Source organism: Acinetobacter sp. YH12252 (genome assembly GCF_013417365.1).
GTDB classification, from domain to species: domain Bacteria; phylum Pseudomonadota; class Gammaproteobacteria; order Pseudomonadales; family Moraxellaceae; genus Acinetobacter; species Acinetobacter towneri.
The window spans coordinates 97484-110245 of the sequence record NZ_VPEA01000005.1 but is presented as its reverse complement, the minus strand read 5'-3'; the positions used below and the strand labels follow the sequence as shown (position 1 = coordinate 110245).

The window sequence follows — 12762 nt, the reverse complement described above, 5'->3', positions numbered from 1 at the left end:
AGCGTTAGGACAGATGCCTGAGCTGAACTCAAATCACAAAAACGCTTTCAACACCGAATTTAAAAACACATGCCCTTGCGCAGTACATGCCAATCGCTTCGGATCATCCTGCAACAATTGCCGCTGACGCAATGTATTTAAAATATCCTGCAAATCATCCAAGTTTAAACCTGTGCGGGCAGTATACAAGTTTGCCTCAACCCCATCATTCAGGCGCAGTGCATTCATCATAAATTCAAATGGCAACTCATCGGCTGCAATTGCTTTAAACTGCAAGTTTTCCGCAGGTACTTTGGCTAAGTAATCTTTCGGCAAACGGGTTTTTTGGAAGCGATACACACCATCATGCAAAGTCACTTTGCCATGCGCCCCCGCACCTATCGCCAAATAATCGCCAAACTGCCAATAATTTAAATTATGTGCAGACGGCAACTCTTTACGCCATGCAGACACTTCATAATTCACAAAACCTTGCGCAGTTAAATAGGCTTCACCCTGCGCTTGAATTTCTTCCAAGACATCATCTACAGGTAAAATTGGCTGAGTGCGGAAAAAAACAGTATTAGGCTCAATAGTCAATTGATACCATGAAATATGCGTTGCACCATGTTCCACTGCCAGTTTTAAATCCTGCAGTGCTTGCTGCAAAGTCTGTTCAGGCAAGCCATGCATTAAATCGACATTAATTCGCTGAAAGCCCGCTTCACGCGCCAAGCCAATTGCGGCAATCGCATCATCATTAGAATGAATACGCCCTAATTTTTTTAAATGCTCAGTATTAAAACTTTGCACGCCAATCGATAAACGGTTAATCCCTGCAGCCAAATAATCGGCAAAGGGATCATGCTCCACTGTTCCCGGATTAGCTTCCAACGTAATTTCGCAGTCATCTTCAAAAGCTAGCACGACTTTCAGCTGTGTAAATAACCATTGATACCCCTGTGCTGAAATTAGCGAAGGTGTGCCACCGCCAATAAAAACACTGTGAATTTTCCGCCCCTGCGCAAACTGAGTCTGAGTTTTAAAATCTTCCAGCAAAGCCTGTAGATATTCCTGTTCTAAATCTAAACTCAACTTACCGTCAGGCACAGCATGTGAATTAAAATCACAATACGGACACTTACGCACGCACCACGGCATGTGAATATATAAAGATAAAGGAATATCAATGGGTTGAAGTGGATTCAAAGACAGACTCAATGCAAAATCAAAACAGTGATACAGATTTTAACATGACTACAGCAGGACACTGATGTATTCCCTAGAATTTGCTTTAGACTAGAATCTGTTTAATAAGAAAAAATGTGAAAATGATGAAGATATCCAGCCAATTACTCTTAATTTTGCCACTGGCGATGGGCATCGGGATTGCAATGGCCTTTCAAACTGCAATCAACAGCCAATTGCGTGAATATTTATATTCTCCGTTACAAGCTGCCCTTTTCTCTTTTTTGGTTGGTACAATAGTTTTAGCCATACTGGTATTTTTTCAGCAAGTCGAAAAACCCAACCTCAGCACCTTGCTCAACATCCCATGGTATTTATGGATTGGCGGATGTCTAGGGGTTTATGCCATCAGCATGAGTATTTATAGTGCTCCAAAACTAAGTTTACTCACTTTATCTGGGGTGATTATTTTTGGACAAATGGTCACATCAATGCTGATTGATCATTTTGGGTTCTTGGGCACTGAAAAAGTCAGTATCAATTGGCAACGTCTTTTAGGTAGCGTGGTGATTTTTATTGGTGTGCTTCTCACTTTACAACGCTAATACCCAAACGCTAAGCACCTCATGCATTGAGATTTTTTGTGTCAAATATACATTCTGTGACCACGACCCGTTTTGAATTAAAACAGCTTTTTCAACTGATGATTCCAATTTTGGTCACACAATTTGCGCAAGCAGGTTTAGGTCTGATTGATACCATTATGGCAGGACACATGTCTGCCACCGACTTAGCGGCCATTGCTGTTGGGGTTGGTTTATGGATGCCCATTATGCTGCTGTTCAGTGGCATTATGATTGCTACCACACCCTTAGTCGCCGAGGCTAAAGGCGCGCGTACCCCAGAAAAAATTGCCACCATCGCCCGTCAGTCTTTATGGATTGCGTTTATTTTAGGTGTGATTGCAGGGCTGATTTTACAGCTCATGCCTGCACTATTGCCATTATTTGGTGTGCCTGAAAATTTACAGCCCAAAGCAGGCTTATTTTTACATGCCATCGGTTTTGGGATGCCTGCCGTGACCATGTATGCCGCTTTGCGCGGTTATTCAGAAGCACTGGGCTATCCACGCCCTGTGACCGTAATTAGTCTGTTGGCATTGGCTTTATTGGTTCCACTGAACTTTATGTTTATGTATGGTTGGGGGCCTCTGCCTGAACTGGGCAGTGCGGGTTGCGGTTTTGCCACTGCTATTTTGCAATGGTTAATGTTTATAACTTTGGCATTTTATATTTTTAAAAGTCGCGCCTATCAAAGCACGCAGGTATTTAGCCAATGGGAAGCGATTGATGCGGTCTGGATTAAACGTATTTTGCTGTTAGGACTGCCCATTGGTTTAGCCATTTTCTTTGAAGTGAGTATTTTTAGTACTGCCGCCATTGTAATCAGTCCTTTGGGAGAAACCAAACTGGCAGCCCATCAAATTGCCATGTCAGTCACATCTCAGTTATTTATGATTCCCATGTCTTTGGCAATTGCCCTGACCATTCGTATTGGCACATATTATGGCGAACAAAATATTCACGCCATGCGTAAAGTACAAGGCTTAGGCTTTGCAACTGCAACTGTATTTGCCTTTTCTACAATGACGCTGATGTGGTTTTTCCGTCCTGAAATCATTTCAATTTACACCCGCGACCCGCAAGTGGCGCAAGTGACGATGTCTCTATTATTATTTGCGATTGCCTATCAACTCATGGATGCATGGCAAATTAGCGCAGCAGGTTGTTTGCGTGGCATGCAAGACACTCAGGGCCCAATGTGGATTACCATGCTTGCTTATTGGGTTGTGGCTTTCCCCATTGGCGTGTATTTAACTCGTTACAGCAGTATGGGCGCTGCAGGGGTTTGGGTCGGGCTGATTGTCGGTTTAAGCATTGCCTGTGTGTTACTTCTGACCCGTTTATATTTCAACAATCAACGACTGGAACGCCAATTTACAGCATAAACCTCAGCCTACTCACCTACATGTCAAAATACGTTTTGGCACGTGGGTCTTGTGATCAAAAAATACTTTAACAATTAAAAGTAGGCATTTTGCTCACGAACACTTATGATCAAAAGATAGTAAAGATGATCTTGAGGAACATCGCATGGCAAAAACGGCGCGTACACCTGGTCGTCGCTTTATGAAACTTGCGAGCATGACAGCAAGTATTGCAACCAAAACGGTATCGAACTCGATTAAAAACCTCACCGCAGATGAAGAACAAAAAAATACGGCACGCAGCCAATTGTTTCAGGATATTGGTATCCAAATTGCTGATACCTTAGGCGAAATGAAAGGTGCGGTGATGAAAGTCGGGCAAATTGCCTCGCAATATAAAGATATTTTTCCGCCTGAAGTTGCCAAAGCCATCAGTAAATTACAGCGCCAAGCACCTGCCATGCCTTTTGCTGAAATTAAGGCACAAGTTGAAAAAGAACTCGGTAAACCGCTCGACAAAATTTTTAAACACTTTGATGAAACTCCGTTTGCAGCCGCATCTATTGGGCAAGTGCATAAAGCCATTTTACCCAATGGCGAGCAAGTGGTGGTCAAAGTGCAATATCCTGGGGTCGATGAAGCCTGCGAAAGTGACCTGAAACAAGTCCGTTTGGCACTGCGTTTAATGGGTGTACTTAAAATAGACCGTAAATTACAAGACCGTCTATTTCAGGAAATTCAGGAAAGTTTAGACAATGAGCTGAACTACCAGATTGAGGCACAAAACCTAGAAGTAGCGCGTACCTTTCACGCAGCTTTGGATGATAAAATTATTATCCCACAAGTGTTTAAAGACTATTCTTCGCGGCATATTCTCACCTTAAGTTTGGAACAAGGTGAAAATATAGAAACGGCAAGCACATGGTCACAGCGTACCCGCAACACTTTGGGACGACGTTTATTGCGTGCCATGGGTCAAGAAATCTTTTATTTAAAACGCTTTCATTGCGACCCGCATCCGGGCAACTTTGCGTTCCGCCAAGATGGTTCTGTGGTGATTTATGATTACGGCGGCGTCAAAACTCTATCGAATGATGTAGTGCATCATTTTCGACAACTGATTCATGCTGCGCGTGCGCAAGATATTGCCGAAATTGAACAGCATCTAGATGCACTGCAGGCAATTTCTGCATTGGGTAAATTCCCTGAAGATTTATATTTGCAATGGTTAGAAGTGCTGATGCGTCCGCTAACCACACATTATGATTTTGCTGAAAATTCTGCCCATCATGATGGCGTTGAGTTGGTCAAAAGTTCATTGAAATATTGGGATGTGTTTAAGCCTTCTCCCGATACCTTAATGGTGAATCGAACTGTTTCAGGGCATTATTGGAATTTAATTCATTTAAAAGTACATGATAATTTAAATGATATTTTTGAGGAGTTGGTTCCACCGCGAGCTTAGACTCAACTTTGGACTCAGCAAAGGATGCTGAAAATAAAGCCCAATCTGTTTTATGCTCCGTAACTAAAATTATAATCCAGACAAAAAATCCTCCCAAATGTAGGAGGATTTTTTGTTATCTAAACCGATTCATTCAAGTTGAAACGATGAAATTCAAATTATTGAATTTCAAGGTGTTTGATTAAGCATTCCAGATCATCGGCAGACAGTTGTCCAATATAAGTGAGTTGTGTTTTTTGGATAGGCAGCTGATATGTTTGTACTGTATCAATCCACGATGGCTTTTTTAAACCAGCCTGTTGCCAGTTTTTAATTTCCACATATTTGCTTTTAATAAAAGCAGACTTATTTTCGTACTGACTACTTAAACGGAATACAACATAGTCGGTGTCCGTTTGGCGAATATACAACACAGGTCTGGTCTTACCCTCGGCAATATCTGTAAAGCCAACATAAGCCCAATAGAGTTGTTGGGTCATTAGTAGCCGCCATCATCTTCTAAAAAAGCAGCAGTATCCGCAGCGCTAGACACTTTTACACTAGGAACATTATGGCTCATCGCGATTAATCTTGCTGTATTCAAATCCTCGTCACTCACTTGAGTCGTGACAGGTATTTTTCCAGTTCGTGCAATTTCAGCGTAAACCATGCTCATTACAGTGGCAGGCGTCAGACCAACTTTTGTCATAATGTATTCTGCCGATTCCATAATTGCCTGATCAACCGTGTATTGAACCCGTTTTTTTACCAATGTTGTCATCATCTACTCCATACATACCACTGAATGCCATTTTATGCCTTAAAATGGCATGGGTCAAACTTGTTCTTACGATGCCTTTTCACTTCCAATAGAAAAAATTATTTAATCTGTGCAGACACTATTCCCTCAATGACAGCCCTTATACAACAGGTTTAAAAAGGGATTGGATAATTTTTGATGTAAAACTCACTAGAAAGAATGCATGTGGGTTTTATTTGCCAAATTAATTGTTATGTTATAACATTTCACAAATTACACACTTAGTTTGGAGAAATCTCATGCGTCCGAATATCCACCCAGAATATCGTGAAGTTTTATTTCACGACACCAACGCCAATGCCTATTTTGTGATTGGCAGCACCTTACAAAGCAGCCAAAGTAAAGAATATGAAGGCAAAGTATATCCTTATGTGACTTTGGATATTTCAAGCGCATCGCATCCGTTCTACACAGGCGAACAACGTCAAACCAGTAATGAAGGACGTGTCGCGAGCTTCAACAAACGCTTTGCACGTTTCAAACGCTAAGCTTGAGTTTTATTGCAAAATCTCACAATCACTTCATATTCAGTTAAGTTTTCTGTTTTATATTTTAAACATAGCAAGATTGCTCATCGAAACGATGGGATATCCTCTATCTTCAAAGCCCAAGCACTCTCCTCCAGCTTGGGCTTCTTTTTATTTATAATTTTTATCTAATGGATTTTTCTACTCAACGATTGATTTGGTACAGACCCTAATCTAATGTTTTAAAAACTGTTGAATCACATAAAAACCCAATCCCAGCAACATCACTCCCAAAACCACACTGGAAAGCGCATAACTAAACGCCATACCTTGCTGTCCATGTCTTAAGAGTTGCCAAGTTTCCAAACTAAAACTGGAAAAAGTGGTAAAGCCACCTAAAATACCTACCATCAGTAATAAGCGGGCTTCCTGCTGCAACACAGGATATTTCTGACTCAATGCAAAAAATACACCTGCCAAAAAGCAGCCAAACAGATTGACCGACCACGTTGCCCATGGAAAATGCTGTGCCGATTTAAATAAATACAGGCTTGCGGCATAACGTAAACTTGCCCCCAATGCACCACCAATTGCCACCAATAGCCAATTCATCTGTTCTACTGTCCTTTTTGCGGCTATGTCGTGTATTTCTCACAGCCATAATTTTTAGTCACATGTGATCTCTCTCTGTATTTCAAGATATTCTTGCCCGAAGCATCCATATCTTTGCTCAGATTTTACATCTTCCTAAATCACATAAGTTAAATACACGAAAAAGTTTTCCACTCAAAACCAAATTGCGCTAGTCTGCATATTATTTCAATTTAGGCACATGTGGAGGATGTCATGGCAAAAGAATTATTGGCTCAAGTTGAGGCAGGCAGTGCAACATTTGCCGATGTGATTGCATTCATTGAAGCACACTATAACCACACCCCAACCGCATTTAAAAATGGACAACAAAACAATGCGGCCACTGAAAATCAGGGCAGCGCCAAAGTGTTTTCTTTTGCTCAGTTAAAAGGTTTAGATCAGGCACAAACCCTCAGTTTGTTTGCAGAACACTATGCCTCGGTACGTGCAAACCCGACAAGCAGTGACCACCAAAATATTCGCCAGTTTATGCAACATGGTTGGGATGGCATCCAATTTGAAGGACAAGCACTCAGCGCCAAATAATTTTTAGTATTTTAGTTTTAAATTTAGATAGGAAAGCCGTGCGATACTGATTATAAACAGCCTCACACGGCTTTTTATTTTAAGAAAATTATAGATTTTTTGCTGCTAAATCTCACAACAATTCAAGCTGTTTAGCATAATCAAACATATCAAGAAATACGCACCCGACATTGCCATTCTTGTATTGCGGTTTTTTCCCATGCACGGGCATGTTTCACGTGGAGCAATTCCTGACCAGCCTTGACTGCCTGAAAATAAAATATTTTTTGTCCACCTTGCCCTACTTGAGCAGAAGATGAAGCTTCAGCAGTATGATAAATACTTTCTACATCAAATAGCTTCAGTGACTCTACCAAACTCCATTGATAGCCTGTACTTGGGTTTTCATTCAGTTGTAATTCTAAAGTTTGTCCGACATCCATCTCTAACAATGCGGGACATTGCTGCTGCGCTGTAAATTTAAAAGTTTGCCCATCAATGCTTGAATTCATACCTGTGCATGCGCTTAAGCCCAATGCCACAACACATCCACTCAAACCCATGCGCAAATAGCAATTCATCACCCTGTCCTAACTTTTAACCTTTTCAATCCACTGAATTGAACTGACGCGAAATACTTCGCACGCACCATCCCCCGTATCGGTTGGTGTGAGAGATGATGTCCAAACCAAGTCGTGATCTTTCACTTCAACCAACTCACCTTTTAAACGCACCAAATCACCACGTTTTACTTTTTGAATGTCTTTGGCAATTTTTGGGTTGGCAGGAATGATGTGCATATTAGATACCATTTGCATGGCTTGTTCTGCAGGCACAGGTAAACGGTCTATTTTCCAGTTTAAATAGCGGTCATATTGATTGACCGTGATATGACGGGCAATTTCAGGCTCAGCAAACAAGCCCCAACTCACCGCATAATCAATCGGAGAAAATTTGGCTTGGGCATCATCTTGATAGGTTTTTGAACCCAAAATCCGAAAATCACCTTTAAAGGGTTGCAACACTTCAATCGACTGACTTTTCAATACAGGAGGCAGACCTTTGGCAATATTACGCTCGACTGAGGCATAGACAGAACATGGCAAAGCCAAAGTCATTAACAATGCCATAAGTTTTAGCGAAATATGTGTGTTCATTCTAAAGTCTACCTAACAAATTCATCTATCTATATTTATCTTAATCACAGATTATGAATACAATAGTTGAAATTGGTAACAAAATGCATTCATTCGCTTATTCTGGCATGACCAAAAACCTGTAATTTCAGCTAAGCTTAGGGTCATAAAATCCATAATCAGATCTGCACATGCTCTTTGACATCCTCCTCGACCTAAAGGACGGAGATTCCTACTGCTAGACGCTCATGTCCGAGCGCAAGAATATTCAGTGCGGAATTTACATCCCGATCATGGAGCGTACCGCACTCCACACACTGCCACTCTCTTATTCCTAAACCTGCTCTACCTTTCGGACTACTAGAGCGTGAGCCACAGCACGAACAAATTTGGGTGGTATAGGCTTCATTGACTTCTTCATAACATACCCCTGCGTTCTCGCATTTATACTTGAGCATGGTTCTTAGTGTTGTCCAACTGGCATCTAGCACAGACTTGGCTAGTTTGGTCTGCGCTAATGCTTTGGCATTCACATTGCCAACGAAGATGGCTGCATGTTCATTCACCAGTTTTCGGCTGAATTGATGCAGCATGTTTTGTCTTACATTTTTAATCTTGACATGGATGGCTGTGACACGTTTCTTATTTTTTGCACGTTGAGCAATACCAAGTTTTCGCTCATATTGCCGATAGATTTGAGGGGCTTTAAGTTTTACGCCATCTGAACAAGTCGCTAAATCTTTTAAACCTAGATCAATACCTATGGCTTTGCTTGACGTTGGCTTAGCTTGCTTTGGTGAATCTATAACAAGACAAACATACCAACGTCCACGACTATCTTCTACGAATGTGCCTGTTTTGATATTGTATTGACTTAATCCGTAACTATCCCATAGTTTAAATTGATGTTTACCATATTGAACATAGCCATCAGCATATTTGATTGCAACCTTTTTAAACGGTATCCAACCCAGTGAACGTCTAGCTGATTTTTTATTACTGACACGCCATTTTAGTTTTGCTTTTTTGAACTGCTTGCGTCTTGTGACCAATTCTTCTGTCACTGCCTGAATAGTTTGACTGTGCAAGTTGCATTCTTTCGATGTGCCTTTCGTGTATTTTGCAAGGTCGTATGCTGAAAAGAATTGTTGTTTACGTTGTAGATGCTTAAAACACAAATCATTGACATAATTCCAGACAAAATTTACTTCGGATGCTAACTGATTTAGCACCTTGCAATGTTTGTCTTTTATGCGTAATTTGAGTGTCTTCATCCAATTATTTTAACAGTATTTTTCTTAATAGTGACTATAGTACAAGTATTTAAAACGACATTTCGTGTCGTTCATATGGTTTACTCCAGTCGCTTATATCCTCGTGCTGAACCACGAGGTTTTACGCTCCAGTGGATAAATTTTTTCAAAAAAATATTTTTCCGCACTTGCTGAATCAAGTCATGCAAACCCCATCCTTAATGGATTTGCGACGAGAGCTTTTATTGAGCGTATCGGGAGAAGTTTTGGAAATTGGCTTTGGCACAGGTTTAAATTTACCTTTTTATCAAGGTGTAGATACCGTGTATGCCTTAGAATCCAATGCAGCAATTTTCCAATTGGCGCAGGAACGAATTGATGCAGCACCGTTCGTGGTTGAGCAGATCACCGCAAGTGCAGAACAACTGCCTTTTGCAAATAATCAATTACAGCATGTGGTATCCACTTGGACGTTGTGCAGTATTCCAGACCTAGAACAAAGCTTGCGAGAGATTTATCGTGTCTTACAACCGGGCGGCACTTTGCACCTCGTAGAACACGTTTTAAATCGACAAAACTTAAATATTCAGCGTTTGCAACATCTGCTCACACCAATTCAAAAGAAAGTTGCAGATGGCTGTCACTTAAACCGTGACATTGAAATTGCCCTACTCGAAACTGGTTTTGAATTGGGTGAAGTCCAATATATTGATATTGCAGGCATTCCAAGTCTTGCACAGCGCATGTTATTGGCGCGAGTACATAAACCTCTTTAATCACAATCCTCAAAATCAATCCGAATGGTTTCAAAACGAATTTTACCCTGCTGAATGGCCTGCGCAATTGCTTGCTGGCCTTTGGTCAGACGCGCACCACCACTTTTAATATCAATTAAGACAATGGCAATATCTTCGGCACGTCCGTTGCCATCCCGATAATCGGTATAACCATCAAACACCACATAATCGACAGGATCACCTAAAAATTTGGCGTCACTGGGTAAATACTGAAATTCAGGCATAATCGGTGCCAGCTGCTCTGCCATTTTGCCTTTTAACACCGCACGGCTGGTATTTACACTGCGCTTTTGCGCCTGCAATAACGCCTGCTGATGAGCCAGTTCAATTTCTGCAATATATTGCTCATACTCAGCTTTAATCCGCCCGTTACGGCTATTACTCAAAATCAGCGTGGTCAACACTACGCCTATACATGCCCCAATCAGCATGGCCATCCAAATTGACATTTAACCTTCTAATCCTGAATTTTTTCAGTTCTCTTTACGACTTTTGTCAACTGTCATATTCCGAGCATAAAACAATGCTATGCTAGGAGTGAGCAGCGTAAAATCGATTCGAGGGTCATGAAAACTATATTAATTGCCAACCAAAAAGGTGGCTGTGGTAAAACCATTACGGCTATTAGTTTAGCATCTGCACTTGCACAAAAAGGCTATAAAGTTGCCTTAGCTGATGCCGACAACCAAAAATCTGCGCTACAGTGGTTAAAACAACGACCAGAAACAGCCGCCCCAATTCAAAGTCTGGACTGGCGTCACGAAAAGTCGATTGGTGATGCACCTAAAAATATTGAATACTTAATTATTGATGCACCTGGGGCATTATCGGGCGAGCATGCTGAACAATTGGTCAGTGAAGCGCATGCTATTATCACGCCGCTACAACCTTCGTTTTTTGATATTGACTCCACTCGTCGCTTTTTAAAGCATTTACAAGATATTAAGCGCATTCGCAAAGGCAAGGTACAAATTTTATTACTGGCCAACCGTGTCAAACCAAACTCTGCCAGTTCTAAAGATATTCAGGACTTTTTCCAAAAAATTGAACAGCAGCCTGTGGCTTGGATTTCAGAACGCGCCGCTTACGGACAATTGGCCATGCAGGGTCTCAGTATTTTTGATAAAACTCAAAAGACTTATTTACAGATGCAAGATCAATGGCAACCTGTGTTAAACGCCATAGTAGATGACCCTAGCCAATGGTTTTAAAGCCTAGAATATCCCCTGTTTAGGGTTTATTCACCAGAACTTACCAAGCTCTCGTTTTCGGGAGCTTTTTTTTCAGTTAATATGGCACATGACCTTAGGAATGTTTCAGTGAATTCAGTGCAACAGTACGCGCCAACATTACAAAAAATTTTATTGTTTGGACTGTTTTTTGTCCTGATGTTTTTGGGTTTTCATATACTCAAATACTTCATTGTTCCTGTTGTTTGGGCAGCAATTATTGCCTACATGAGCTGGCCACTGTATCAGTCGGTGCTACGTCTATGCGGTCATCGTCCTACACTCAGTGCAGCCCTAATGATGCTGTTGGTCACGTTGGTAGTAGGTATTCCACTCACCTTTGCCATTTTTATTCTGCAACATGAAGGTCGCAATTTATATTACGAATTGCAAAAACAGGTCTTTTCTGGGCATTTAGATGTGCCTGATCTTATTCGTAATTTACCGATTATCGGAAAAGAAGTCACCCGCACTCTCAAAGAAATTAACCACGATCCCAACAGTATTGTGCAGTCTATTTCCTTATGGATTCAGGGACATTTAAACTACGGAAAAGTGGTCATTAATGAGGTCAGTAAAAATCTGATTAAACTGGGTTTTGCCCTGTTATCGCTCTTCTTTTTCTATCGTGATGGTCACACCATCTTGCATCAAGTCAGCAAGGCTTTAGAAATGGTGATTGGGCCACGTATTCACCACTATTTAGATACCATTTCTGAAACCACACGTGCCGTGGTGTATGGGGTTGGTCTTACGGCAATTGCACAGGCCTTATTGGCAGGTGTAAGTTATTTTGTGGCCGATGTACCTAACCCAATGGTACTGACAATTGTGACCTTCTTATTTGCGCTGATTCCCTTTGGCCCACCGCTGGCTTATGGTTCGGTATCCTTATGGTTATTCACCCAAGGGCATACCATGGAAGCCATTGGCGTTATGGCTTGGGGCGTGTGTGTAGTCAGCACTGCCGATAACGTGATTCGTCCTTTGGTGATTTCAGGTGCAACTCAAATTCCATTCCTGTTAATCATGTTTGGAGTTTTAGGTGGAATTGCCAGTTTTGGTCTAATTGGTCTATTTATTGGCCCTGTGATTTTGGCCGTGTTACTGGCCATTTGGCGTGAATGGTTGCATGAAAACAACCAGCCCGAAGCTTTAATGTTGCCCAAAGCCACGCTTGCGCATGATCTCCCTGAAGACGATTCATCATCCAATTCAAAGCTTGATTAAGCTGTTTTACTGATCATATTGCTCACATGGCTGTGTTGATCTGAATAAATCAGCTCAACACAGTACATACATAC

General features: G+C 41.3%; 16 protein-coding genes. 8 read left to right on the top strand and 8 right to left on the bottom strand.

From position 1 onward, the window contains the following. Nucleotides 1-33 precede the first annotated feature (33 nt). Nucleotides 34-1188 (bottom strand): radical SAM family heme chaperone HemW, encoded by a 1155-nt coding sequence (gene hemW, locus FTV28_RS06840; RefSeq protein WP_179989854.1) that lies wholly within the window; start codon nucleotides 1186-1188, stop codon nucleotides 34-36. A 122-nt stretch (nucleotides 1189-1310) separates the two neighbouring features. On the opposite strand from hemW, the gene FTV28_RS06835 reads away from it, so the two are divergent. The 3 genes from FTV28_RS06835 (at nucleotide 1311) to FTV28_RS06825 (ending at nucleotide 4619) form a co-directional block, all read left to right on the top strand. Then, nucleotides 1311-1772, top strand: a complete 462-nt coding sequence (locus FTV28_RS06835) for a DMT family transporter (protein WP_131260603.1) — start codon at nucleotides 1311-1313, stop codon at nucleotides 1770-1772. 38 nt (nucleotides 1773-1810) lie between these two features. After that, complete coding sequence (locus tag FTV28_RS06830) at nucleotides 1811-3175, top strand: MATE family efflux transporter (RefSeq protein WP_004974603.1); 1365 nt, start codon at nucleotides 1811-1813, stop codon at nucleotides 3173-3175. A 145-nt stretch (nucleotides 3176-3320) separates the two neighbouring features. Continuing rightward, nucleotides 3321-4619, top strand: a complete 1299-nt coding sequence (locus FTV28_RS06825) for an AarF/ABC1/UbiB kinase family protein (protein WP_136144684.1) — start codon at nucleotides 3321-3323, stop codon at nucleotides 4617-4619. Nucleotides 4620-4777: 158 nt separating this feature from the next. Here the strand turns inward: FTV28_RS06825 and FTV28_RS06820 are convergent, their stop codons facing one another. Together FTV28_RS06820 and FTV28_RS06815 are read right to left on the bottom strand one after the other, a co-directional pair. After that, nucleotides 4778-5098 carry a type II toxin-antitoxin system PemK/MazF family toxin gene (locus FTV28_RS06820; RefSeq protein WP_131260605.1) on the bottom strand — a complete coding sequence of 107 codons (321 nt, stop codon included), beginning with the start codon at nucleotides 5096-5098 and terminating at the stop codon, nucleotides 4778-4780. Further along, complete coding sequence (locus tag FTV28_RS06815) at nucleotides 5098-5379, bottom strand: type II toxin-antitoxin system RelB/DinJ family antitoxin (RefSeq protein ID WP_136144463.1); 282 nt, start codon at nucleotides 5377-5379, stop codon at nucleotides 5098-5100. The genes FTV28_RS06820 and FTV28_RS06815 overlap by 1 nt, the downstream gene beginning before the upstream one ends. Before the next feature lie 278 nt (nucleotides 5380-5657). Between FTV28_RS06815 and FTV28_RS06810 the strand changes: the two genes are divergently transcribed. Further along, nucleotides 5658-5906 carry a type B 50S ribosomal protein L31 gene (locus FTV28_RS06810; RefSeq protein WP_004974599.1) on the top strand — a complete coding sequence of 83 codons (249 nt, stop codon included), beginning with the start codon at nucleotides 5658-5660 and terminating at the stop codon, nucleotides 5904-5906. Nucleotides 5907-6119: 213 nt separating this feature from the next. Here FTV28_RS06810 and crcB read toward each other — a convergent pair whose 3' ends face one another. Then, entirely contained in the window at nucleotides 6120-6497 is a 378-nt protein-coding gene (crcB, locus tag FTV28_RS06805; RefSeq protein ID WP_004974593.1) for a fluoride efflux transporter CrcB, read from the bottom strand. A 234-nt stretch (nucleotides 6498-6731) separates the two neighbouring features. Here crcB and FTV28_RS06800 point away from each other — a divergent pair, with 234 nt between their 5' ends. After that, on the top strand, nucleotides 6732-7064 hold the full coding sequence (locus tag FTV28_RS06800; protein ID WP_136144551.1) for a HopJ type III effector protein: 333 nt from the start codon (nucleotides 6732-6734) through the stop codon (nucleotides 7062-7064). 149 nt (nucleotides 7065-7213) lie between these two features. On the opposite strand, the gene FTV28_RS06795 is transcribed toward FTV28_RS06800, so the two are convergent. The 3 genes from FTV28_RS06795 to FTV28_RS06785 all read right to left on the bottom strand — a co-directional run bounded on the left by FTV28_RS06795 (nucleotide 7214) and on the right by FTV28_RS06785 (nucleotide 9453). Beyond that, nucleotides 7214-7624, bottom strand: coding sequence for a protease inhibitor I42 family protein (locus FTV28_RS06795; protein ID WP_136144550.1), 411 nt, complete (start codon nucleotides 7622-7624; stop codon nucleotides 7214-7216). A gap of 9 nt (nucleotides 7625-7633) precedes the next feature. Beyond that, on the bottom strand, nucleotides 7634-8200 hold the full coding sequence (locus tag FTV28_RS06790) for a hypothetical protein (RefSeq protein WP_136144549.1): 567 nt from the start codon (nucleotides 8198-8200) through the stop codon (nucleotides 7634-7636). Between the two features lie 194 nt (nucleotides 8201-8394). Further along, nucleotides 8395-9453 (bottom strand): RNA-guided endonuclease TnpB family protein, encoded by a 1059-nt coding sequence (locus FTV28_RS06785; RefSeq protein ID WP_179989852.1) that lies wholly within the window; start codon nucleotides 9451-9453, stop codon nucleotides 8395-8397. 182 nt (nucleotides 9454-9635) lie between these two features. On the opposite strand from FTV28_RS06785, the gene FTV28_RS06780 reads away from it, so the two are divergent. Next, on the top strand, nucleotides 9636-10208 hold the full coding sequence (locus tag FTV28_RS06780) for a class I SAM-dependent methyltransferase (protein ID WP_042068701.1): 573 nt from the start codon (nucleotides 9636-9638) through the stop codon (nucleotides 10206-10208). Here the strand turns inward: FTV28_RS06780 and FTV28_RS06775 are convergent. After that, nucleotides 10205-10678, bottom strand: coding sequence for a Holliday junction resolvase-like protein (locus FTV28_RS06775; protein ID WP_179989851.1), 474 nt, complete (start codon nucleotides 10676-10678; stop codon nucleotides 10205-10207). The genes FTV28_RS06780 and FTV28_RS06775 overlap by 4 nt on opposite strands. A gap of 117 nt (nucleotides 10679-10795) precedes the next feature. Here FTV28_RS06775 and FTV28_RS06770 point away from each other — a divergent pair, with 117 nt between their 5' ends. Both FTV28_RS06770 and FTV28_RS06765 read left to right on the top strand, forming a co-directional pair. Next, nucleotides 10796-11440 carry a ParA family protein gene (locus FTV28_RS06770; RefSeq protein ID WP_096901247.1) on the top strand — a complete coding sequence of 215 codons (645 nt, stop codon included), beginning with the start codon at nucleotides 10796-10798 and terminating at the stop codon, nucleotides 11438-11440. 108 nt (nucleotides 11441-11548) lie between these two features. Continuing rightward, nucleotides 11549-12688: an AI-2E family transporter gene (locus FTV28_RS06765; RefSeq protein WP_179989849.1), complete on the top strand. Its 1140-nt coding sequence runs from the start codon at nucleotides 11549-11551 to the stop codon at nucleotides 12686-12688. Nucleotides 12689-12762: the final 74 nt, after the last annotated feature.